This window comes from Paenibacillus piscarius, assembly GCF_022234545.1.
In the GTDB taxonomy this organism is placed as follows: Bacteria; Bacillota; Bacilli; order Paenibacillales; family Paenibacillaceae; genus Paenibacillus_AQ; species Paenibacillus_AQ piscarius.
On record NZ_JAIEUI010000002.1, the window covers coordinates 477,543 to 503,001 of the forward strand.

The 25,459-nt window shown below is 56.3% G+C and carries 15 protein-coding genes and 2 pseudogenes; 14 read left to right on the forward strand and 3 right to left on the reverse strand.

The genetic code is table 11. The features are described 5' to 3' along the window. Positions 1-17 precede the first annotated feature (17 nt). Complete coding sequence (locus tag K1558_RS05640; RefSeq protein WP_238650411.1) at positions 18-1,679, forward strand: ribonuclease J; 1,662 nt, start codon at positions 18-20, stop codon at positions 1,677-1,679. 377 nt (positions 1,680-2,056) lie between these two features. Here the strand turns inward: K1558_RS05640 and K1558_RS05645 are convergent, their stop codons facing one another. Beyond that, positions 2,057-3,364, reverse strand: a complete 1,308-nt coding sequence (locus tag K1558_RS05645; RefSeq protein ID WP_238650412.1) for a bacillibactin exporter BcbE — start codon at positions 3,362-3,364, stop codon at positions 2,057-2,059. A gap of 45 nt (positions 3,365-3,409) precedes the next feature. After that, complete coding sequence (locus K1558_RS05650; RefSeq protein WP_238650413.1) at positions 3,410-3,865, reverse strand: hypothetical protein; 456 nt, start codon at positions 3,863-3,865, stop codon at positions 3,410-3,412. A 161-nt stretch (positions 3,866-4,026) separates the two neighbouring features. Between K1558_RS05650 and K1558_RS05655 the strand changes: the two genes are divergently transcribed. Both K1558_RS05655 and K1558_RS05660 read left to right on the forward strand, forming a co-directional pair. After that, the gene (locus K1558_RS05655) at positions 4,027-4,548 is read left to right on the forward strand and encodes a DUF3231 family protein (RefSeq protein ID WP_238650414.1); all 522 of its coding nucleotides are present in this window, start codon (positions 4,027-4,029) and stop codon (positions 4,546-4,548) included. Between the two features lie 149 nt (positions 4,549-4,697). Then, a complete protein-coding gene (locus K1558_RS05660) occupies positions 4,698-5,309 on the forward strand; it encodes a LysE family transporter (RefSeq protein ID WP_238650415.1) in 612 nt (203 codons plus the stop codon). On the opposite strand, the gene K1558_RS05665 is transcribed toward K1558_RS05660, so the two are convergent. Further along, a complete protein-coding gene (locus tag K1558_RS05665) occupies positions 5,306-6,748 on the reverse strand; it encodes an amino acid permease (RefSeq protein ID WP_238650416.1) in 1,443 nt (480 codons plus the stop codon). The two genes, K1558_RS05660 and K1558_RS05665, sit on opposite strands and share 4 nt — an antisense overlap. 377 nt (positions 6,749-7,125) lie before the next feature. Between K1558_RS05665 and K1558_RS05670 the strand changes: the two genes are divergently transcribed. The 11 genes and pseudogenes from K1558_RS05670 (at position 7,126) to K1558_RS32680 (ending at position 25,059) form a co-directional block, all read left to right on the forward strand. Then, on the forward strand, positions 7,126-9,168 hold the full coding sequence (locus K1558_RS05670; protein WP_238650417.1) for a collagen-like protein: 2,043 nt from the start codon (positions 7,126-7,128) through the stop codon (positions 9,166-9,168). Between the two features lie 34 nt (positions 9,169-9,202). Beyond that, positions 9,203-11,227 (forward strand): alpha-helical endospore appendage domain-containing protein, encoded by a 2,025-nt coding sequence (locus tag K1558_RS05675; protein WP_238650418.1) that lies wholly within the window; start codon positions 9,203-9,205, stop codon positions 11,225-11,227. A 36-nt stretch (positions 11,228-11,263) separates the two neighbouring features. Beyond that, complete coding sequence (locus tag K1558_RS32675; RefSeq protein WP_274528392.1) at positions 11,264-13,297, forward strand: alpha-helical endospore appendage domain-containing protein; 2,034 nt, start codon at positions 11,264-11,266, stop codon at positions 13,295-13,297. A gap of 287 nt (positions 13,298-13,584) precedes the next feature. After that, positions 13,585-13,902: an alpha-helical endospore appendage domain-containing protein gene (locus K1558_RS05685; protein ID WP_238650419.1), complete on the forward strand. Its 318-nt coding sequence runs from the start codon at positions 13,585-13,587 to the stop codon at positions 13,900-13,902. Positions 13,903-14,135: 233 nt separating this feature from the next. Next, positions 14,136-15,998 (forward strand): alpha-helical endospore appendage domain-containing protein, encoded by a 1,863-nt coding sequence (locus tag K1558_RS05690; protein ID WP_238650420.1) that lies wholly within the window; start codon positions 14,136-14,138, stop codon positions 15,996-15,998. A 127-nt stretch (positions 15,999-16,125) separates the two neighbouring features. Continuing rightward, a complete protein-coding gene (locus tag K1558_RS05695) occupies positions 16,126-18,084 on the forward strand; it encodes an alpha-helical endospore appendage domain-containing protein (protein WP_238650421.1) in 1,959 nt (652 codons plus the stop codon). 110 nt (positions 18,085-18,194) lie between these two features. Continuing rightward, a pseudogene (locus tag K1558_RS05700) lies at positions 18,195-18,383 on the forward strand (alpha-helical endospore appendage domain-containing protein); the annotation flags it as partial. A gap of 434 nt (positions 18,384-18,817) precedes the next feature. After that, complete coding sequence (locus K1558_RS05705; protein WP_274528393.1) at positions 18,818-20,692, forward strand: alpha-helical endospore appendage domain-containing protein; 1,875 nt, start codon at positions 18,818-18,820, stop codon at positions 20,690-20,692. A 36-nt stretch (positions 20,693-20,728) separates the two neighbouring features. Continuing rightward, on the forward strand, positions 20,729-22,615 hold the full coding sequence (locus tag K1558_RS05710) for an alpha-helical endospore appendage domain-containing protein (RefSeq protein WP_274528394.1): 1,887 nt from the start codon (positions 20,729-20,731) through the stop codon (positions 22,613-22,615). 136 nt (positions 22,616-22,751) lie between these two features. After that, positions 22,752-23,010: pseudogene (locus K1558_RS33160) on the forward strand (hypothetical protein); the annotation flags it as partial. Between the two features lie 192 nt (positions 23,011-23,202). Beyond that, the gene (locus tag K1558_RS32680; RefSeq protein WP_274528395.1) at positions 23,203-25,059 is read left to right on the forward strand and encodes a pyocin knob domain-containing protein; all 1,857 of its coding nucleotides are present in this window, start codon (positions 23,203-23,205) and stop codon (positions 25,057-25,059) included. Positions 25,060-25,459: the final 400 nt, after the last annotated feature.

Sequence of the window (25,459 nt, forward strand, 5' to 3'; positions counted from 1 at the left end):
CGAGGAGGTTTGTTACTATGGCAAAAGATCGTTTATGGATAGCCGCCCTGGGCGGTGTCCATGAGATTGGGAAGAATATGTATATCCTGCAATACGGGGACGATATTATCGCCATCGACTGCGGGTCGAAATTCCCGGATGAGAGCCTGCTGGGGATTGACCTGATCATTCCCGATATCGCTTACCTGCTGGACAATAAGGACAAGGTGCGGGCGCTAATTGTCACCCACGGGCATGAAGACCATATCGGGGGCATTCCTTATCTGCTCAAGCAGATGAACATCCCGCTGTATGCGTCCCGCCTGACTCTCGGCCTGATCGAGACCAAGCTGAAGGAGCACGGGCTGCTAAGGGATGCCCAGCTTCACCGCATTGATGCCGATTCGGTACTGACCTTCGGTGCGGTGAAGGCCACCTTCTTCCGGACTAATCACAGTATCCCGGACTGTCTGGGAGTAGTGTTCGATACCCCTGAAGGGACGGTTGTCCACACGGGAGATTTCAAATTTGATATGACGCCGGTCAACAAGCAATACCCGGATATTCACAAAATGGCTGCGATCGGCACCCGAGGTGTCCGCTTCCTGCTCTCCGAGAGCACGAATGCGGAACGGCCCGGCTTCACTCCCTCCGAGCAGCTGGTCGGCGCACATATGGAGGAGGCCTTCAAGCAGGCCGAGCGACGGATCTTCGTCTCGACCTTCGCCTCCAATGTCCACCGGCTCCAGCAGATTGTCGATGCTGCCGGACTTACCGGACGCAAGCTGGCCCTCTTGGGGCGGAGCATGGTCAACGTGGTTAATGTCTCCAGGGAGCTGGGCTATCTGGACATCCCAGAGGGAATGCTGGTCGAGCCTGCGGAAGCTGCCAAGCTGCCACCGGAGGAGGTTGCTGTGCTGTGCACCGGCAGCCAGGGAGAGCCAATGGCTGCTTTATCACGGCTGGCGAATGCCAGCAACCGCCAGATGGAGATTCAGGCCGGCGATACCGTGCTGCTGGCAGCGAATCCGATTCCGGGTAACGAACGCAATGTATCGCGGATCGTCGATAATCTCTATATCCTCGGGGCCAAGGTCATCTACGGCTCACGCAGCGAGCTGCATGTCTCCGGCCACGGCAGCCAGGAGGAACTGAAGCTGATGCTGACCCTGATGAAGCCGGAGTACTTCATTCCGATTCACGGCGAATACCGGATGCTGCATCATCACCGGCTGCTGGCTGAAGGGGTCGGGGTGCGGGGCGACCATATTTTTCTGCTGAAGAACGGCGAGCTGGTAGAATCAGCAGGCGGCGTGGTCCGCCAGTCGGGCCGGATTACCGCTGGGCAGATCTTCGTGGACGGGCTGGGGATCGGCGATATCGGCAATGTGGTGCTGCGGGACCGCCGCCAGTTGTCGGCCGATGGGGTGCTGATTACGGTCATCACCTTAAGCCAGGCGGACGGGCGGCTGCTCAGTGAGCCGGATACCATCTCCCGCGGGTTCATCTATGTCCGCAATTCGGACACCCTGATGGATGAGATCAACCAGCTTGTCAAGACCACTCTGCAAAAGATGAGCAAGGCTGATCTGGGCCAGTGGAATCTGATCAAGCAGACGCTGAAGGACACGCTCAGCAAATTTTTGTATGAGCGGACGAAACGCCGCCCGATGATCCTGCCGATTATAATTGAGGTGTGAGTGAGATAAGAAACAATACTTTTTTATAACGAAGCGTAATCGTCACTGCGGTGAACATTTGGACTTCCGGCCGCTGTTGTCTGCAGAGCATTGTTGCACATTTTGCAGGATTTCCCTATACAGGTTACTGGCTGGGGAGCAATGTTGCATCATTTGCAGGATTTCTGGTGGTTAGAGCAAGTAAGCGCTGGATTTGTTGCAATTTGTGCAGGATTTCAGCATAGGCCGCTTCTATGGGGGGAGGATTGTTGCATTTGTTGCAGGATTTCTTCTCAACTGTTACTGGCTGTGAAGCGTGGGGCTTGTGACAGTAAAGTGTATTCGGTTTTTCCGCACTAAGAAGGGGCGCCCCATATGGGACGCCCCTTCTTTCAACCCTACCGCGCACGCTGCCGCAACGCACCACCCTTTTTCGCCTTGAACGCACTCCGTTCCGGCTGTCCCCCGCCCTCAGCATCCTTCTTGCTGGGCGTGACCGCGAAGAAGCTCAACAATCCGCCCACAGCACCGACACCGGCCATGGTGAAGAACAACGTCCAGTGCCCCCGGTTCATCAGCAGGGAGACCACCGGCGGGCCCAGAGCGACCCCGATGAACCTCATACTGCTGTATAAGGAGGTGATGGTGCCCCGGCTCTCCTTTTTGATACCTTCGGTAATCAGGGCATCCATACACGGCAGTACAACGCCGATCCCGATGCCTGCAAGGCTTAGGAGACCGACCATGAAATAAATGTTCTGGCTGAAGCCGGTAACCAGCATGGCAGCCGTCAGCACGGCCATACCGCCGAAGCCGAGCCATTTCATGAGCGGTTTATTTTTGCCGATAATCTTACCGCTCCCGTAAGAAGCCAGACAGAGCAGAGCCAGCGGGATGGCCAGCACGAAGCCCTTGGAAGCTCCATGCAGATCATATCTGGACTCCAGAATTTCCGATAAGTAGAACAACACGCCGAAGGTTGCATACATGCAGATGCCGCCGATGGCGAAGATGGCATACAGCCACCGGCCCCGTTCATGAAGGACTTCCTTGATGCCGCTGAGGAATTCCCGCAGGCTCTGCTTATCAGGTTCTTCATCCGGCTTTGGTGTGCGGACAAGAAAAATCACCAGCGCACAGGAGATCAGGCACAGCACAGGAATCGCAATAAAGGGCGCGTACCACAGCAAAGTCCCCAGATAAGCCCCCAGGATGGGACTCAGCACTTTCCCGAAGGTATTGGAGGTCTCGATGATGCCCAGCCCCTTGCTCACCTCCTTCTCATCCCGGAACAGATCGCCTACGAACGGAATGACAATCGGGAAGGCCCCTGCTGCTCCAATGCCCTGGACGAAACGTCCGGCCAGGATAATCCAATAAGCCGTGGTTCCGCTGAAGAACCAGGCGGCGGCCACACACCCGGCTCCGCCCAGAGCGGCCAGGATCAGGCTGGGGAGAATCACCATTTTGCGGCCGAAGCGGTCTGACAAATAGCCGGCGATGGGGATCATCAGGATGGCAATCAGGCCATAGACTGTGATGATCATACTGACTTGAAAGGCGCTCACGCCAAGCTGCTTCGAGATCTGCGGCAGAATCGGCAGCAGCATGGAGTTGCCCAGTGTCATAATGAGCGGGATGGATGCCAGCGCAATTAACGCTGCTTTTGAGCCTTTTTCCCCTTTGGACGCTTGAGACGCATTCATGGACGAACCACCTTCATTTATTTTTGCATCCTGCTTATTGTCGGTCTAACTGCTGTATTTATACCCTTCGCCTTTTACAATTAGATACCAGCCGTAGCACAAGGAACAGGCCAGCAAATAAGACACGAAGGTCCAGCCCAGGTTCCAGCCATGAGCATAGCTTACCTTCCCGCCAAGCACTACGCAGAGCTCTAACAAGGTTTTGCAGAGCGAAGAGATCAGGAGAAGGAGCAGCGGGTTCAGGGATGACTTCCTCACGGTATAGATGAACAGACAAGGGATCACCGCAAATATCCCCAGATTATAGGGAAGAAAAGCTAAGACCCCCAAGCCGGTTGGTGTAACACTCCACCACTTCATATAATACCCGGCCTCATTGAAGGTAAAGGCAATTACACTCGCAACAGGGGCGATATGAAGGACGACTGCGCTATCTTTGCGGAGAAAAAAACTGCCGATACTCCAAGGAATAATCCATCCGATGATTACATTCATAAGCATTTGCTCCGATGCCTCCATCCGGCTTCACATCTGCCTATTATGGCTTAAACAGCAGCCCTTTATCCGTGTAAACAAATTCAGGTGGCGCCCGGTAATATCTCCGTTTCCTGCGGGTATGCTACTCCTTGTTCAAATCCAACCGTAAAGGAGCTTGCTTACTTATGACAGGAATTCTAGGCGGCAACCCCAAAGATGAGCCGATGCATAATGGAGAAATCTTCACCCTGTGGGAGACCTCAATGGCAGCAAAGGGAGCACTATCCAGCTACAGAGCTTATATGTATCACACCGGAGACAGCGATCTGAAGAAAATCATTGCCGCGATGATCGACCAGGCAGAGCTGGAGATCAGCGAATGCGACGAGTTGCTGGCGGAGCAGGGCATCGCCGCTGCTCCGGCGCTCCCGAACCGGCCTGAGGCTAAGCTGGAGGATATCCCGGTCGGCGCACGGTTCACAGACCCTGAGATTGCAGCGATGATCGCAGCCAATTTGGCAGTTGGAATGGTGGCGTGCAGCCAGGCCATGGGGCAGTCCATCCGTGAGGACATTGGCGCATTGTTCGCCAAATACCACCTGACCAAGGCAGCTATCGGCGTGAAGAACCTGCATCTGCTCAAGAAAAAAGGCTGGCTGATTCCTCCGCCGCTGCTAGTCAAGAGACCGGAGCCGGTCCACGCGTAACGCATCCCGTTCCCGCATCCATACAGCAAGGGGCCCGCGATCCTTCGCGGGCCTTCTTCAGCTCTGGTTGTCCTATTCTTCCCTCCTGCGGAATAAGCTATTTATATAGAATAAAGGAGGAGGACAACATTAACATTTTCATAGGTTATATGGTTCTCGGGTTATCCCTGTCAGCGCCCATCGGCCCGATTAATGCTGCCCAATTGGACAAGGGGCTGCGCGGAGGCTTTATGCCCGCCTGGGTGGTGGGCCTCGGGGCCATCAGCGCCGACATTATCTACATGCTGCTGGTCTATCTGGGGATGATTCATCTGCTGGATGCCCCGTTCGTCAAGGCCTTCCTGTGGCTGTTCGGCTTCTTCGTGCTGGTCTATACCGGTATCGAAAGTATCATGCATTCGGGAGAGATTACGGCGGCAGATACTAGGGGCAGCGGGGTCTCTCTGTCCAAATCCTTCGTGTCGGGATTCCTGATGTCGCTGTTTAATCCCCTCTCCATCCTGTTTTGGCTCGGTATTTACGGCTCGATCTTGGCTAAGGCAGTCAACGAATACCCGATGCAGCAGCTCCTGATCTACAGCGGAGCCATAGTCCTTGGGATTCTGCTCTGGGATGTAACCATGGCGGCAGCCTCCAGCATGTTCCGCTCGTTCCTGACTCCGCGGGTTCTGAAGGCCATCTCCGTCCTGTCCGGTCTGTCGTTGGTCGGCTTCGGCTTTTATTTCGGAGTTCAGGCCGCCCGGCTGCTGTTCTTCCATTAGATCTTGTTCTTCCGCAGCCGGATGCCCTTAATCCGGAAGCCCGGTCCTCCCGGCAACGAGTGGAAGCTTCCAGTATGCGCTTCCGGGCGCTGCTCCTGCTCTGCCGCCTCTTGCCCATGCTTGCTTCGGTAATGCTGGAGTATCCAGTCACTTAGCCCAATCAGGGCTACGATCAAGAGGCTGATATAGAAGCCCGGGCGGCTGAGCTTATGGAACAGGGTTCCGCTGACCGCAGCCAGAATCAGCACCAGCCCGCTCCAGCGCTTCACGGCGCTCAGCACACTCGGCTTCAACAGCTTGCCCGAGGAGAGCAGGATGAACGCCCAGTTATAGAGAATCATCAGCCCGGCGGCGGTGGTGATGTATTCGTACACTTTTCCCGGCAGCAGCAAGGCCATAATCACCGTACCTGTCAGACCGCCCGCAATCAGGCACAGCGCCAGCAGCGGGTACTTGTCCTTCCACTTCCTGGAGAACACCTTGGGCGCATCCCCCTCCTGGGCCAGAGTTATCATCATCGAGGTAATCGCATACAGCGACGCCGTCATCGTGGAGAACCCGGCAATGATCAGCACCCCGTTGAACAGATGGGGCACGAAGGCCAGATGGTCGCTGCGAAGGGCCAGCACAAACGGACTCTCCTTCGGGTTAAAAGCGCTCAGCGGCACCATAATCACCGCCAGTCCAATAGACAAAATATACACCGTTCCCAGCCCCAGCAGCATTACCTTCCCCGCCTTCGGCGCTTCCTCCGGCTTCTGGAGCCGGTAGGACATAATCCCCAGCACCTCAATCCCGCCATAGGCATAGAAGGCGAAGATGAAGGCGGACCACAACCCGATCCCCCCCGACGGGAACAACGCCTTGTAGCTCACCGGCACCTTCGGCGTGAACTTGCCCCCGCCAATCCAGCCCGCCAGAAGCGCAGCCGCAATCACCAGGAACATAAGAATAGCCGCCACCTTGATGACGGCCAGCACGTTCTCCACCCGGTCGAAGCCCTTGTTGCCGAAGAATACAATCCCCAGCGCGACCACCGCATACCCCGCTGCAAAAATCCACATCGGCACTGCCGGGAACCAGAACCGCGAGAAGATCGCCAGCGCCGTAAGCTGGCTGCCCATAATCAGCAGCTCAGAGAACCAATATAACCAGCCGCTGCCGAAGCCGGCCCAGTCCCCGAACGCCTGCTTGGCATAGGAGCGGAAGGAGCCCTGCTCCGGCTGCGCCGCCGTCATCCGGGCCAGCGCATCGAAGACGGCATACGTTCCCGCCGCCGCCAGCAGGTACACCAGCAGCACCGCCGGCCCGCCAATCGAGATTGCCAGCCCCGACCCGAGGAAATATCCGGTCCCGATCGTCCCCGCAATCCCCAGCAGACTGAGCTGCCACCACTTCAGTTTCTTGTCTTTGCTCTTCGATCCAGAAGTCTGCTTCATGAACTCCGTCCTTATCTTGTCAGAATTAGAGAGGTCTCTCAGGGTTGTAGCATTCCCTAAGGGCGGGGATTCATGAATTTTTATTGCCCGGAAATGACATCATCCAATTTCGGACTTTGTAGCAGGGCGAACTATTGAAGCATAAGTTGATTAGTATGGGTTAGATTTAATAGTTAAATATAATTTATCTAATGGATGCAGCAAAAGACCGCGCTCTTCGCCAAGAAGAGTATTGCGGTCTTTTGCTGCATCATTCTTTATGAATAGATGTGTAATTGTCTATTTATTCTAAATTTATATTTGTAATAGGCTGAATTACATTCCTCCGCTAGATTTCGACATATACTGAACCATCACACTATGAAGGAGGGTTTCTTTTGTCTAACCCGAATATCCCCAACATTACCCCGTCCATATCATTGACGAGAGACGACGTGATTAACCTACTCTTCTCTTCCATCGCCATGGAAGAGCTTGGATTGGCGCATATCATTAATGCGGAAGGAGAGAAAATTCAATTCGCCCTGGGCACACTGCCAGGAATCAGCGGCCCCCCTGCCACTTTGGCACAGGTTCTGCAGGTGAACAGCAGCACGCAGACGATGCTGGATACAATCCTCCGGCAGGAAATGATGCTCGGCTCCAAATTGCAGACAGCGACCAGTGTTCCCAGCCTGGCTGGTCCGACCGGTCCTGCCGGACCGACAGGCGCTCCAAGCCTGGTCACCAGCATCAACGGACAGGCTGGAGCCGTTGTACTCGAAGCGGAGGAGGTTGGAGCATTACCCGATAATGAACAGCCTTCTAACTCCTCATTAAACTCCTTTATTGAACCGGGTGTCTACAGCTCCAATAATCCGGATGGTCCTCCTCCTCCCCTCACAGAGAGCCCGCCCGTCACTCATCCATCCGTTTGGACCCTATATGTCTCTAAGGTAGGGGACTACGTTCAACAGATTTATATTTCGAATCCCGCTCTCTACTATCGCAGCAGCCCGAACAACGGAGCTAGTTGGTCGCTCTGGATCGAAATTGGTGAACGCGGCGCTACGGGTCCGACGGGGCCGACCGGTGCCGGAGCAACAGGCGGTCCACGGGGTGTAACCGGACCCACCGGACTGACAGGACCCACCGGGCCCACAGGATTAAGAGGACCGACAGGCGAGACAGGGCCGACAGGGATCACCGGGCCAACTGGCATGACTGGACCGACAGGGATCACCGGACCGACAGGCCCAACAGGACCCACAGGGCCGACGGGACCCACAGGCGTCACGGGGCCGACTGGCAGCACCGGACCGACCGGCGCTACAGGACCCACAGGCAGCACCGGACCTACGGGCGCTACCGGGCCGACGGGGATTACCGGACCCACGGGTGCCACTGGACCCACGGGCGCTACCGGGCCGACTGGCGCTACTGGACCGACTGGCGCTACCGGGCCGACCGGTGCTAGAGGACCAACGGGAGGCGTTACTGGACCCACGGGAACTACCGGTCCCACAGGCGTCACTGGACCCACAGGGGCCACCGGACCAACCGTTACCGGGCCCACGGGTGCCACCGGACCCACGGGCGCCACTGGAACCACGGGCGCTACCGGACCGACTGGCGTTACTGGGCCAACTGGAATCGGGCCTACTGGAGCTACCGGACCTGCTGGAGCTACCGGGCCGACCGGTGTAACCGGGCCAACCGGCGTTACCGGACCCACGGGTGCCACCGGACCGACTGGCGTTACTGGACCAACTGGAATCGGACCTACTGGAGCTTCAGGTCCTACTGGAGCTACCGGACCCACTGGAGCTACCGGACCTACTGGAGCTACCGGACCCACGGGTGCCACCGGACCGACTGGCGTTACTGGACCAACTGGGATCGGACCTACTGGAGCTACCGGACCTACTGGAGCTACCGGACCTACTGGAGCTACCGGGCCGACTGGCGCCACCGGACCTACCGGAATCCCCGGAGTTACCGGACCTACAGGATTATCTAGTGACTTCCTGTATGCCTATATCGGTAATGGTACAGGGGCTTCAGGTCCTACAATTGCTATAAATACTCCTGTTCCCTTCAGCACTTCCCTTCCAGCAGCAGGAAGTAACAATATAACCTTGGACCCCGCAACAGGAATATTCACTCTGACTGGCGGTCATTTATATCTGGCCATTTATTCAATCGGCTCTGACCGGGATAAGTCGTTTCAGTTCGCCACAGGTGCAACGCCTAATTTGATATCTGGAACACTTACACTAGGAACAAATGCTTCTGATGCCAATCACACTTCATCAGCGATAATTGATCTTCGGACACAACCAGACACAACCCTGCAAGTCAGAAATGTTACAACCACGTCTCCTTTGACTGCAACAACTTATTATAGAAGATGTCAAGTAACAATCCTAACTCTAAAGTAATGTTGAATCATCAAATTATAAAGGAGGGTTTCATTTGTCCACACCCAATATTCCGAATATAACTCCTTCCATCACATTGTCCCGGGATGATGCCGTCAATCTGTTGTTCTCATCCATTGCTATGGAAGAGCTAGGTCTGGCCCACATCATCAATGCCGAAGGAGAGAAGATTCAATTTGCACTGGGGACACTGCCAGGAATGAGCGGCCCGCCTGCCACTCTGGCCCAGGTCATTCAGGTAAACAACAATGTACAATCCATGCTGGATACCATTTTCAGACAAGAAATGATGCTGGATTCCAAGTTAAAAACAGCGTCTAATCTTCCAGTCGTGATTGGTCCTATTGGACCGACAGGACCAACAGGAGCTGATGGCGGCGTCTTAAGTGTCAATGGTGCGATTGGAGATGTTTTGCTGGACGCTGAAGACGTAAATGCACTGCCCTATAGTCAATTACCTTCAGACACTGACCTGGACGGCATTATTGATGCGGGTGTCTATAGTTCAAATAATCCCGGTGGCACTGGGCCTCACGGCAGTCCACCATTTGTTACTCATCCGGCGGTTTGGACCTTGTACGTCTCCAAGGTGGGAAATTATGTACAGCAGCTCTATATCTCCAACCCTGTCCTCTACTACCGCAGCTCCCAGACTAACGGCGTTCCCTGGGGTCCCTGGATTGAAATCGGACTTCGGGGCGTCACCGGGCCACCCGGACTGACCGGGGCAGGAGCAACCGGGGCAATTGGTATCACGGGGCCCACAGGTATCACCGGACCCACCGGAGCCACTGGACCAACAGGGATAAAAGGTCTCACAGGCGTTACCGGACCCACGGGCCATAAGGGGTCTACCGGAGACAAGGGACCCACTGGACCAACAGGCATAAGAGGTGAACAAATAACTGGTGTTACGGGACCGACAGGCATTGCTGGACCCACTGGTGTTACCGGAGCAACGGGCGCCACCGGACCCACGGGTCCGACGGGTCCGACGGGGGTTACCGGGCCGACCGGGGCGACTGGATCAACGGGCATTACCGGACCCACGGGCGTCACCGGACCAACCGGCGCCACCGGACCCACGGGCGTCACCGGACCCACGGGCGTCGCCGGACCGACGGGCGCCACCGGACCGACCGGACCCACCGGGCCGACGGGTAGCACCGGACCGACCGGCATCACTGGACCGACCGGCGTCACCGGACCGACCGGACCCACCGGACCGACCGGACCCACCGGACCGACCGGACCCACCGGGCCGACCGGACCGACCGGGCCCACCGGCGCTACCGGGCCCACCGGACCCACTGGACCAACGGGTGTCACTGGACCGACGGGTGTCACCGGGCCCACCGGACCGACCGGTGCGACGGGAGTTACCGGACCCACCGGCGTCACCGGGCCGACGGGCACCACCGGGCCGACCGGACCCACCGGGCCGACGGGTGTCACTGGGCCGACCGGACCCACCGGACCGACCGGTGCCACCGGGCCGACCGGACCCACCGGACCTACGGGTGTCACTGGACCAACGGGCGCCACCGGACCGACCGGTGCGACAGGACCCACTGGTGTTACTGGGCCAACGGGCGCTACAGGACCAACAGGCGCCACCGGACCGACTGGAGCAACTGGCACTGCAAGTGACTTTCTCTATGCTACTGTAGGTGGTACCGGTACATTTACTGTTACTAATAATGGACCTGTACCATTTAATAATACTACTGGTACAAGTGCTAATGTACAACTTAACGGCACCGGAACCTTTACTTTACGCGCAGGGCACGCCTACCTGGCTTTTTACACTTTGGGAGGCTCGGGTGATAATGCTTTCCGATTCGCTACGGGGACTGCCCCTAATACTATAAATAACTTTGTTCCAGGCACTCTTTCCAAATCTTCCAACAATACAAGAGTCAATCACAGTTCCAGCACAATTATTGATCTTCGAGCCTCGGGCGCGGTGAACACTTATTTAGAAGTTCAGAATGCTCAAGGGGCAACACTCACTCTTGACGCGCGCAGATGTGGGACGACAGTTATTACTTTAATATAGAGCTGTTTAAGTATCCATTATGAAGGAGGGGTCTAATTGTCCACACCGAATATTCCCAATATATCTCCCACGATTAGCTTGACACGGGATGATGTGGTTAACCTGCTGTTCTCGTCCATTGCCATGGAAGAGCTTGGCCTCGCTCACATTATTAATGCAGAGGGGGAGAAAATTCAGTTCGCCCTGGGCACACTCCCGGGAATTAGCGGCCCGCCCTCTACACTGGCCGACGTTCTGGAGATCAACAGCAGTACGCAAGCAATGCTGGACACCATCTTCCGCCAGGAGATCATGCTGGACTCGAAACTCAGGAATGCGTCAACGATTCCGACAGTTGTTGGTCCCACGGGGATCACCGGGCCTACAGGGCCCGCAGGGGCAGTCAACAGTGTCAACGGCCAGTTCGGAGCCGTTGTGCTGGACCCGGCTGACATTGGCGCTTTTCCCTATACCGAGGAACTCTCTTCAACTCCACTGGAGTCATTGACTGAGCCCGGCGTCTACAGTTCGAATTCCCCTACGGGAGCACCGCCCCCTTTCAATCCTCCTGATGCAGATCACCCTTCCGTCTGGACTGTGTATGTCTCGCAGGTTGGAACCTTTATTCAGCAGTTATATATCTCGAATCCTGTCCTCTATTACCGGAGCAGCCAGAATGGGGGAGCAGACTGGACTGACTGGATTGAGATTGGGCAGCGTGGAGCCACCGGTCCAGCAGGTTCAACAGGTGAAGGGGTTACTGGACCCACCGGGTCCAGGGGCCATAGAGGACCCTTAGGAAGCAGGGGCATCACCGGACCGACCGGACCTTCGGGGGCCACGGGGCCAACCGGGTATACCGGTCCGACCGGCAGCACTGGTCCAACCGGGGCCACGGGGGCTACGGGTCTTCCAGGAATGACGGGGCCAACGGGACCGACAGGTGTACGAGGTCCCAGGGGACATCTTGGGCCCACGGGTTCAACCGGACCGACCGGAGTTACGGGGCCCTCTGGCGCTTCAGGTCCTTTAGGGGCAACCGGACCGACCGGACCCACGGGACCGACTGGACCCACCGGACCCACCGGGCCCACCGGGCCAACGGGTATCACCGGACCCACGGGCATTACTGGACCCACGGGCATCACTGGGCCGACGGGCATCACCGGACCGACCGGACCCACGGGGCCAACTGGACCCACCGGACCCACCGGACCCACGGGGCCAACGGGTATCACCGGACCCACGGGGATTACAGGGCCGACGGGTATCACCGGACCTACGGGGGTTACGGGGCCGACCGGCGTTACGGGGCCGACCGGCGTGACCGGACCCACGGGCATCACTGGGCCGACGGGCATCACCGGACCGACCGGATCCACGGGGCCGACTGGACCCACCGGACCCACCGGACCCACGGGGCCAACGGGTATCACCGGACCCACGGGGATTACCGGGCCGACGGGCATCACCGGACCCACCGGACCCACCGGACCCACCGGATCCACCGGACCCACGGGGCACACCGGACCCACGGGCCTAACCGGGCCAACCGGACCTACAGGGCCCACGGGCGCCACCGGACCCACGGGAATTACCGGCCCAACCGGCATTACTGGGCCGACTGGCGCCAGCGGACCTACAGGGCCCACGGGATTACCAGGTCAACCCCTTAACGCTGTGTATGCCACAATAGCAGCCACAAATCCGCCAGTTGCCAATTTAGGTGCAATACCCTTTGACACTCTTAGCGAACTGAGTGACACAGTTAAACTCAATGTGGGGACAAATCCAACAGGTACCTTTACTCTAATCGCAGGGCATGCTTATTTCATCATTTCTTCTGTAGCAGGTGGCGTAAAGCAAAATTACCAACTTACAATGGGGGATGCTCCGGCTGCTCCAACCAATCTAGTTCAAGGAACATTATCCCTTTCCTCCTCAAACAACACAAATATTAATCACACGGCCAATGTTATTATTGACCTTCGCACAGGGCAAGATACCAATCTAATTGTCCAAAATGTGACTGGTACTAGTGTAACTATAACCTCAGCCAGATGCGAGTTAACGATTATTACTTTAATATAGCTGAAATTGGTATATACCATCGAAAAAAGTTGAATAAAGGTGTCCGCTACGCATGAAGCTGTCCCAAAGTCATGAAATGGCTGTTTGGGGCAGCTTTATTGTGGTTACCTGTAGAACAATCTAAGCAATCCCCTCTCCCCATGTACAGAACAATGATATTCAGGCTTATCGGTCTGATGTGGACCTCATGGTTGAGCCGCAGGCTCTTTGTTATGAAGAATTATTGTACATGGACAACTGCCCATGCATAGACTTACATAAAGACAATTCAAACGGAGGTGCACATCTTGTCCAACCCCAACATCCCCAATATTACTCCGACCATCTCTCTCACCCGGGAACAGTCTATTAATTTGCTGCTTGCTTCCATAGCGATGGAGGAGCTGGGTCTTGCCCATATCATCAATGCTGACGGAGAGAAAATTCAATATGCTCTGGGTACACTTACAGGTTCTCCTCATACTCAAACCGGACCCAGCATTAAGGAGCTGCTGGAGGTAAACGAGAGTGTAAGAGATATGCTGGAGACTGTATTTAAGGAAGAAATGATGCTGAACTCCAAGCTTCAGAATGTGCTTAAAATGATTCCACACTTGCACAATTGATCAATTAGTCAGAACGACTGCTGATTTCAGTTCAAGCTGTACATGGGAGTCCTCCTTTCTCGAGGTGAGTTTGGTAACTTTACCTTCGGGAATTTGGCAGGGACTCCTTTTTTTCATGTTACAAACTCTCTACCAGGAGAACACCACAATTTAATAATAATAGTTTATTGTCTGTGTCAGATAAGAGATTCAGATAATAATATAAATCATTCCAAATCAAGGAGGTAATTGTATTGTCAAATCCCAATCTTCCTAATATCACCCCTACGATTGAGTTAACAAGAGATGATGTCGTCAACCTGCTGTTCTCTTCCGTTGCTATGGAGGAGCTTGGACTGGCCCATATTATTAATGCTGAAGGAGAGAAAATCCAGTTCGCCCTCGGCACATTACCGGGAATTAGCGGCCCTTCTGCCACAATTGCACAGGTGCTTGACATCAACAGCAGCACCCAGATGATGCTGGACACAATCTTCCGACAGGAAATGATGCTTGATTCAAAGCTCAAGACGGCAGCCAATGTACCTACGCTGATTGGACCGACAGGGCCGACAGGGCCGTCCGGGCCCGTTGGACTCGTTACCAGCGTTAACAAACAGGTCGGTGCAATCGTGCTTAATGCCGAGAACGGGGTATTCCCTTTCACCAATGCCGAATCTTCCAACAGCTGGCTTAGAGACTTCAAGCAGCCTGGCGTGTACAGATCGCCTCGTGCTGATGGGCATGCCCCTCCTGACAGTCCGGACGTTCCCCATAAGGACGTATGGACCATCTATGTCTCCCGTGTCGAAGATTATGTACAGCAGCTCTACATCTCCAATCCTTCCCTCTATTACCGCAGCAGCACTGACGGCGGGAACAACTACTCCGACTGGATCCCCATCGGTGAACGAGGGCTGACAGGACCGACCGGGGCCGGAGTTACAGGAGATGTTGGAGCTACAGGGGTAACCGGGGCTACCGGAGTCGCCGGGGCTACTGGTGTCACCGGACCCACTGGCGCTACTGGCGCTACTGGCGTTACTGGGGCCACCGGCGCTACTGGAGCCACTGGCGCTACCGGGGCCACCGGCGTTACTGGGGCCACCGGACCCACCGGACCCACTGGCCCCACAGGCGCTACAGGCGTCACCGGCGCTACCGGGGCTACCGGAGCCACCGGAGCCACTGGCGCTACTGGAGCCACTGGTATTACGGGAGCCACGGGGGCTACCGGGGCAACAGGCGCTACCGGTGCTACTGGAGCCACTGGCGCTACTGGAGCCACTGGCATTACTGGGCCAATCGGACCCACAGGGGCTACCGGAGCTACCGGAGCTACCGGAGCTACTGGAGCTACTGGAGCTACTGGTATTACTGGGGCCACCGGAGCCACGGGCGCTACTGGAGCTACGGGGGCTACCGGACCGACCGGAGCTACCGGACCGACCGGAGTTACCGGACCCACCGGACCCACAGGGCCGACGGGGCCCACAGGGCCGACGGGACCGACGGGGCCCACCGGACCAACGGGGCCCACAGGGCCGACGGGGCCTACCGGACCCACCGGACCCACAGGGCCGACGGGGCCCACAGGGCCGACGGGGCCTACCGGACCGACGGGACCCACGGGGCCTACCGGACCCACCGGGCCCACAGGGCCGACGGGGCCTACGGGGGTGACTGGCACTTTTTCCAGAGCATATGCTGTTAGCTTTGCATCTAGCGCTACGGCTGTTACTTTGGCTTCAGATGCAAAAATTGCTTTCAACCCACCAAGTGAAGCGGCCGGTATTACATGGACAGGAGGCTCTACGAACAACTTTACAGTTCCTACAGCTGGACAGTATCTCGTCATATGTTCTGTTTCTGTTGCTGCGGGGTCAGATGGAGTAATTGAGTTTATGATTGGGAGTGGACCATCAAATGAAAATAGATCCATCAGATATATTAACACCTCTGGTTCTGTTACAGCACTTGATATTTTCCAACTGAACGCTGGCAATAAAATAGCGGTCAGAAATGGCGGAAATGCAGCTATTACTATGCTAACCGGGACCATCCAGAATCAACAACCAAACTATGCCAGCATCGCCATTGTCAAAATCACAGATTAACAGAAGCTGCACCTCCTTCCTGCTCAGCAGCTTCCTCCAAATTAGCTAATGTGTAACGCGATCACCACTCAATAATGGGAATCGCGTTGTACTCCTTATTCAAACCCCATTTAAGGAGGTCATGACATTGTCCACCCCTAATATTCCCAACATTACACCGACGATTGCTTTATCAAGAGCTGAAGTGGTCAACCTGCTGTTCTCTTCCATTGCTATGGAAGAGCTTGGACTGGCTCATATTCTCAACGCTCAAGGAGAGAAAATCCAGTACGCTCTCGGCACGCTCCCGGGAATCAGCGGTCCCCCAGCCACACTTGCACAGGTGCTTGATGTCAATAGCAGTATACAGGCCATGCTGGATACGATCTTCCGCCAGGAGATGATGCTCGACTCCAGGTTGAAGACCGCAGCCAATATCCCGGTTCTGTCCGGACCGACCGGTCCGGCAGGTCCAACCGGAGCTGCCAGAGCGGTCGTCAGCCTTAACGGCCTGACAGGGGCAGTCGTTCTGGATACCGAGAGCGGCATCTTCCCTATTAATAATGCTGAATCTTCCGACAGCTTACTGAAAAGCTTCAACCAGCCTGGCGTGTACAGTTCAGCACTTGCAGATGACCTACACCCCCTTGACAGTCCTCCCGTACTTCATAAGGACGTCTGGACCATTTATGTTTCCCGTGTCGGTGACTATGTCCAACAGCTCTATATCTCCAATCCGTCCCTTTACTACCGCAGCAGCCAGAATTGCGGGAACACCTACACTCCCTGGATTCCCATCGGGGAACAAGGAGCAACGGGTCCCATCGGAGTCGGGCATACAGGTCCTGACGGAGCAACAGGAGTTACTGGGACCACAGGGAATACCGGACCAACCGGAGTCACAGGTGCCACAGGCGCTACAGGCACTACAGGAGCCACAGGCCCCACGGGCGCCACAGGAACTAAAGGAACAATAGGAGCTAGAGGCGCTACTGGCCCCACAGGTGCTTCCGGAACCGCTGGAATTAACGGAGCCATGGGGCCTAGAGGAGCCACGGGCACTACCGGTACCACAGGCCCCGCAGGGGTGACGGGCGCTGCCGGTACCACGGGCGCGACGGGTGTTAGCGGAGTCACGGGCGCCACGGGCGCCAACGGCGTTACCGGTGTTACCGGGGCCACCGGCGTTACAGGGACTACCGGGGCTACTGGCGTTACTGGGGCCACCGGGGCCACGGGGACCAGTGGACCAAGCGGTGCAACGGGTGTTACCGGTGCGACTGGAGTCACGGGTACCATCGGACCTACAGGAATCACTGGAGACACCGGCTCTACGGGCGCTACTGGAGTTACAGGGGCTAAGGGCGTTACCGGAGGCTCCGGTGTAACCGGGGCCAAGGGCATCATCACAGGGGCAACAGGTATAACTGGAGCCACCGGGGGCACGGGCGTCGGAGGAGCTATCGGCCTCACCGGAGCCAGCACAACGGGAGACACAGGCGTCACGGGTGCCACAGGAGCCACTGGCCCTACTGGAAGCATAGGCATGACTGGACTTAGGGGGGGAGCACTAATACGGGGCGCAGATGGACCGAGAGGCAAGATTGGTACTTCGGGTGTTAAGGGAGTCTCCGGTGTCCAGGGCAAGGGCAAGAGAGGTAAGAGAGGATTGAGAGGCGCGACCAGTACCTATTTAAAAGGTTGGATAAGCTATTTTGCAGATAGTGGTTCTACCCTCACTCTGAATAGTGGTAGCAAAATAAATTTCAACTTATCAGGCAGCACCTCTGGCGGTATTACCTGGACTAACCCTAACTTTACAGTTACCACAGACGGGACATATTTTGTAGCATGCTCTATTTCTGTCGCCAGTGGTCAGTCAGGCGTATTTAACATTCTGACAGGACCTGGACCATCAGACGTAGCCGAATCCATCGGATTTGCTAATGCCTCAGGTCCGGTTACGCTAGCCGGAATATTCCGCCTGAACGCAAATGATAAAATAGCCGTTATAAACGCCGGCAATGGTTCAGTTGATATGCAATTCGGTTCTGAACGGAGTAGAACGCCAGATTATGCGAGTATCAGTATTATCAAACTATCTTAAGCAACGCTTTTCATATTTTGAGATATATTTCCCATCATTGGTTGCTTATCCAGGTCATCAGGAGATTCAGAGAATATTGTGGATTAATCCGATTGAAGGAGGTTATGGTTTTGTCCTATCCCAATATTCCGAACATCACCCCGGCGATTGCCTTATCCAGGGATGATGTGGTCAACTTGCTATTCTCTTCCATTGCCATGGAGGCGCTTGGATTAGCCCATATTATTAATGCGGAAGGTGAGAAAATCCAGTTTGTCCTTGGCACACGCCCCGGGCTAAGCGGTCCTCCGGCAACACTTGCATAGATGCTTGATGTGAACAACAGCACTCGAGCTACTGCGAAATACCGTTCAATCGAATCTGGTCTATGCACCGCTGGAGAGAACCATTCTAATTACATTGTCTGCAAATTGTATATCCAGAGGTGCGCCTGATCAGGTAGGCACCTCTTCTGCAAGGTGTACCACACCTGGCTTCCCCATCAACAGCTATGCCGTGCTATCAGACCTTGGGAGATAAGGCTCAAGCCTTATACCATCAGCAATGGGCGGAATTCTACCGCACAGGATAGACGCAGCAGTTACAGTGAAAATCGATAACCGCAGCGTGATTCGGCTACAAAAAAATCCACCGGTTAATGTCTGAAGAACTGCTTGGAAATAGGTTTTCATCCGTTTCGTCCCAAGGTACCTAGGAATATGATAGATAAAACCAACAGAAGGAGGTTAAGGTTTTGTCCAATCCTAATATTCCCAACATCACTCCAACGATTGCATTAACTAGAGATGATGTCGTCAACCTTATATTCTCTTCGATTGCCATGGAAGAACTCGGGCTAGCCCATATCCTTAATGCCGAAGGCGAAAAGATCCAGTTCGCCTTAGGCACACTGCCAGGATTGAGCGGTCCTCCCGCTACACTGGCTGAGGTACTGCAGGTGAATAATAACGTACAATCCATGCTGGATACCATCTTCAAGCAAGAAATGATGCTGGATTCCAAGCTGAAGACCGCTGCTAATCTTCCGGTTGTCATAGGACCCAGCGGACCGACCGGACCGACCGGACCTAACGGCGGTGTCTTAAGTGTCAATGGACAGACGGGGGCCGTTGTACTCGGCACGGAGGATAACGTCTTCCCTATCAAAAATAACGAGGAATCCGACACCGAGTTGAAAAGCTTCAAGCTTCCTGGCGTCTATAGCTCAGCAGACCCGAACGGCACGGCTCCCCAGGACACTCCGCCGGTAGACCATCCCGCCGTCTGGACTATTTATGTCTCCAGTGTGGGCAATTATGTCCAGCAGCTCTACATCTCCAATCCTTCCCTCTACTACCGCAGCAGCCAGGACGGCGGAAACAACTACACGCAGTGGATTCCCATCGGTGAACAAGGACCGACCGGACCGACCGGAATCGGTGCCACAGGACCGACTGGACCGACTGGACCCACCGGACACACCGGGGCCACCGGGTATACCGGACCCACCGGACACACCGGACCGACCGGGCACACCGGGCACACCGGGCACACCGGACCGACCGGACATACCGGGCCTGCCGGGCCGACCGGACACACCGGGCACACCGGGCATCGCGGGCCTACCGGACATATCGGCCCCACCGGGCCTACCGGGCACTCCGGACACACCGGACCCACCGGGCATACAGGGCTCACCGGGCACACCGGACACACCGGGCCTACCGGACACTACGGGCCTACCGGACACTACGGGCCCACCGGACACTACGGACCGACCGGACCTACCGGGCACACCGGACCGACCGGACCTACCGGGCACTCCGGACCCACCGGACCGACCGGACCCACCGGACATACCGGACCCGCCGGGCCGACCGGGCCCACTGGTCATACCGGACCCATTGGACTGACGGGACCCACCGGGCCCACCGGACCCACCGGTCACTCCGGGCACACCGGGCCGACTCATACCGGACCGACGGGTCATACCGGACCCACCGGACCGACCGGGCCGACAGGGCATACCGGGCCCACCGGATATACCGGACCGACCGGACCGACCGGGCCCACCCATACTGGCCCCACCGGGCACTCCGGACCCACCGGGCACACCGGGCCCACTGGCCACACTGGACCTACGGGCCATACCGGACCTACCGGGCATATCGGACCTACCGGACCCACCGGATTTACGGGATCTCTCGCTACCGTAATTAATTTCACTGCCGGAAATGATGCGGCAAACTATATTGTAGCTCCCGGTTCATCAATTCCTTTTACCTTTCAAGTTGATCATGGTAACCCGGATATTACGATAAATAATTCGATCATAACATTGTTAACCGGCACCTATTTAATTTCCTGGAACGTCAGTGCAGGTCCGGTAACAAACGGCGACGGATTGTATTTTGAAATACGGGACAGCAACGCGAATCCCATTATTGGAAGCGGAGCAGCTGATAGCACCGCTGTAAGTGGTCAATCTCAAACTCTTACTGCCACTTTCCTTCTAGACGTAACGGCAGGCTCAGTCAGCATCACTTTAGTAAACTATGGCCCAGGAGATGTCCGCATAAGCAGAGGCGGTGAACGATTCGGAGCTAAAGTAGTAATCGTCAAAGTCTGATCATTCAATAAAAACTATTCCAAGGAGGCTAACCTATTGTCTACTCCCAACCTTCCCAACATCACCCCTGCAATAACGTTGACAAGGGATGATGTCGTTAACTTATTGTTCTCCTCCATTGCTATGGAGGAACTGGGTCTGGCTCATATTATCAACGCTGAAGGGGAGAAAATCCAGTTCGCTCTTGGTACGCTGCCGGGAATCAGCGGCCCCCCCGCAACGCTCGCCCAGGTGCTCGACATCAACAGCAGCACCCAGAACATGCTCGACACCGTCTTCCGCCAGGAGATGATGCTCGACTCCAAGCTGAAGACCGCCGCCAATGTGCCGACACTGGCCGGCCCCACCGGTCCGCCGGGACCGACCGGCGCCGCCGGAGCCGTCACCAGCGTCAACAGACAGACGGGCAACGTTATACTGAGTGCTGAGAACGGCGTCTTCCCTATCCACAACGACGAGCCTTCCGATGCGGTGCTGGAACATTTGACCGATGCTGGCGTCTATAGCTCCTCAGATCCGAACGGTCCGCCTCCACCGAACAGTCCACCGGTAGAGCATCCTGCCGTCTGGACGATTTATGTCTCCCGTGTGGGCGATTATGTCCAGCAGCTCTATATCTCCAATCCTTCTCTCTACTACCGCAGCAGCCAGGACGGTGGCAACAACTACACGCAGTGGATTCCCATCGGTGAGCAAGGACCGACGGGACCGACCGGAACCGGTGCTACAGGACCGACCGGACCCTCCGGACATACCGGACACACCGGGGCCACCGGGCATACCGGACCGACCGGACACACCGGGCCTACCGGGCACACCGGGCCTACCGGGCACACCGGGCCGACCGGGCACACCGGACACACCGGGCCTACCGGGCCCTCCGGACCCACCGGACATACCGGTCCTACAGGCCATACCGGGCACACCGGACCCTCCGGACCGACCGGCCCCTCCGGACCGACGGGGCCGACCGGGCACACCGGGCCGACCGGGCCATCCGGGCCGACCGGGCCTACCGGACCCTCCGGACCGACGGGGCCGACCGGGCACACCGGGCCGACCGGGCCATCCGGACCCACCGGGCACACCGGGCACACCGGACCCGCCGGGCACACCGGACCCGCCGGGCCTACCGGGCCTACGGGTCATACCGGACCCACCGGGCCTACCGGACCAACTGGTCCTACCGGACCGACCGGGCCTACCGGACCCTCCGGACCCACCGGGCCTACCGGACCCACCGGGCCTACCGGACCGACGGGTCATACCGGACCCGCCGGGCCTACCGGACCCACCGGGCCTACCGGACCGACCGGCCATACCGGACCGACCGGCCATACCGGACCCACCGGACCCACCGGACCAACTGGTCCTACCGGACCGACCGGGCCTACCGGGCCTACTGGCCATACCGGACCGGCCGGCCATACCGGACCCACCGGGCCTACCGGACCGACCGGCCATACCGGACCGACGGGTCACAGTGCCACTGCACTTAATTTAACAGTCGGAAATACAGCGGATAGCTTAACTGTAACGGCCAGCACCGGAGTAGTACCCCTTAATTATATTCTTGTCGATAACGGCAGTCCCGATATTGTTGTTATTAATAACGCTATTCGATTAGCAATAGGAACCTATTTAGTTACCTGGATGATAAGCGGCGGTGTAGCAACGCAAGGCCAAGTCATAACCTTTGAACTAAAATTAAACGGCCAAAACAATTCTGTTCTGGGAGGCAGAGCAACCAATACTGCACCTGTTGCTAATTCAACCATCGGCTTGTTAAATACTGTGCTCGTTGATGTAACTGTGGCCAACTCGCTATTAACGCTGGTGAACGATGCGCCTAATCCTACCATATTAACCACAGATGGTTCGCGATTAGCTGCCCTGATTACAGTTGTCAAAGTCTCGGAATAAATACTAATTAATTTCTTAATACCTAACTACCTCTCGAAGCGGCTTCTGCAATGGGGCCGCTCTTTTGGCTATCATACAGTCCGGTTCTCAGTCCGGTTTGTAGCTCCGGTATGCATGAATGAAATACAAACTATAAATGAGCAATTCACTTCCAGTATATTCTTCCAAGCCTGTTTTAACACATGTGGGAACGTACATGACCGCAGCAACGGCTTAAGGATTTCGGGGGAAGGTTGTGGATGTAGCAGAGTACAGTGACTGCCATCGAGCAAGCCGGGTTTTATCATTCTCATTTGCCGGGCAGGGTCGTCTGGGGGCATCAGGTACAGGCCACCGTTCTCGGTTGTTCCGACGTGTTCTTGATTCAAAGGAGCATTGATTGGGATAGAGTCTACGAATCCGCCCAAAAGGGGATTTCATTTCAGGCCGTCTGCAAGCGTTTAAAAATTGCCTAAATTCTATATGGGATTTTTCTGTATCTGTTTTTGCTTATTTATAATTTTAATATGACTTTTAGTCTTGTGACTATGTCACATAAGTAATCTGGAGAATATTGTGGATTAATCCAACTTGAGGAGGTTATGGTATTGTCCAATCCCAATATTCCCAATATCACCCCGGCGATTGCACTATCCAGAGATGATGTTGTCAATCTGCTGTTCTCTTCCATCGCCATGGAGGAGCTTGGACTAGCCCATATTATTAATGCAGAAGGTGAGAAAATCCAGTTTGCCCTCGGGACTCTCCCGGGACTCAGCGGTCCTCCGGCCACGCTTGCCCAGGTGCTTGAAGTCAACAGCAGTACCCAAGCTATGCTGGATACGATCTTCCGCCAGGAGATGATGCTCGATTCCAAGCTGAAAACGGCCGCCAACGTTCCAACCTTAATCGGACCGACCGGACCGGCGGGGCCGACAGGAGCGCCAGGCGGAGTCTTAACTGTGAACGGTCAGGCTGGAGCCGTCGTCCTGGACGCTGAAGACATAGACGCATTTTCCTATGAGCAGCTCCCCTCGGGCACAGACCTGGACAGCTTGATTGAAGCGGGCGTTTATAGTTCCAATGATCCCGGTGGTACTGGGCCTCACGGCAGTCCACCGGTTACTCATCCGGCAGTCTGGACCTTATATGTCTCCAAGGTGGGCAATTATGTACAACAGCTCTATATCTCTAACCCTGTCCTCTACTACCGCAGCTCCCAGAATAACGGGGCTCCCTGGGGCAACTGGATCGAAATCGGGCAGCGGGGTGTAACCGGCCCTGCCGGACCCACCGGATCAGGAGCAACCGGACCTACCGGATCTAGGGGGATTACGGGCGTAGCCGGAATTACAGGAATCACCGGAGCCACGGGGGCTACCGGAGCCACGGGGGCTACTGGGGCGACTGGGGCCACTGGAGCTACTGGGGCCACTGGAGCCACTGGAGCTACTGGGGCGCCTGGGGCGACCGGGGCCACCGGGGCCACCGGGGCGACTGGGGCAACTGGGGCCACCGGGGCGACCGGGGCGACTGGGGCGCCTGGGGCCACCGGGGCGACCGGGGCCACGGGGGCGACTGGGGCCACCGGGGCGACCGGGGCGACTGGGGTGACTGGGGCGACCGGGGCGACTGGGGTGACTGGGGCGACCGGGGCCACTGGAGCGACCGGGGCGCCTGGGGCGCCTGGGGCCACCGGGGCGACTGGGGCCACCGGGGCCACTGGAGCTACTGGGGCGACCGGGGCGACCGGGGCCACGGGGGCGACCGGGGCGCCTGGGGCGACCGGGGCGACCGGGGCCACGGGGGCGACTGGGGCGCCTGGGGCGCCTGGGGCGACCGGGGCCACTGGAGCTACTGGAGCTACCGGGGCTACCGGGGCCACGGGGGCGACTGGGGCGCCTGGGGCGCCTGGGGCCACCGGGGCCACCGGGGCCACTGGTGCTACCGGAGCCACGGGAGCCACTGGAGCTACTGGAGCCACGGGGGCGCCTGGGGCCACCGGGGCCACTGGAGCCACAGGTCCCACTGGAGCCGATGGTTCTCAGTATACTCGAAATAGTATGTTTGCCTACCGAACTACCACTGCCACTACTCCTGCAAATAGGGGAATAGCATTTGATGTAAGAGAAATTCGTGGCACAGATATAAGTTATACACCGGATATATTTAATCTGTTGACCAACAAAGTATATCTGATTAATTACTATTTGGAGTATTCCAGCGACACTGCCGCAGAAGTCATAGTATCAATACGTCATAATGCGACAACTAATATTTATCCCGGCAGTTCAATAAACAGTTTCCCGCCTGGTGACCCCGCAAAATGGGTAAATGTATCCAAATCGTTTATTATGCACGCCAATGGGGCAAACGACCATATTATCTCTTTGGCATTAAATAGAGAGGTAACTGTCAGAGCAAATACAAATATGACAATCGTCGAGCTAGCTGACAACCTATAACACTTATATTCGATCGCTACCTTAGGGTAGCGATCGAATTGTCATTTCCCGGAGTTGCTGCTGTAAATGGACTTGCCGGTTTAAAATTCTGGTGAAAGAGCGGTTAATGACTGGCAACCCAAATGTCCACCGGCGATCCACTTCTCAAGCTTACTTCGATGATCTGGAATGCCCATACAATCCGGCAAGAGGCAACATCCAAAGTATTTTTACAAATAAATGAGCAAATTCACTTCCAGTAACCCTAAGTCCAGGTACAGCAGAGGTTAGATCCTGTGAAATTTTGGTTGCACTAGGCGGCAACAATGATCAAGGAATAAAACCCTTTGGAGAACAAAGCGTTTCCGGTCCATCAGCCTTTTCTATAGGAGGGGGCTTCTTCCTTTATTTATCTGCCCGA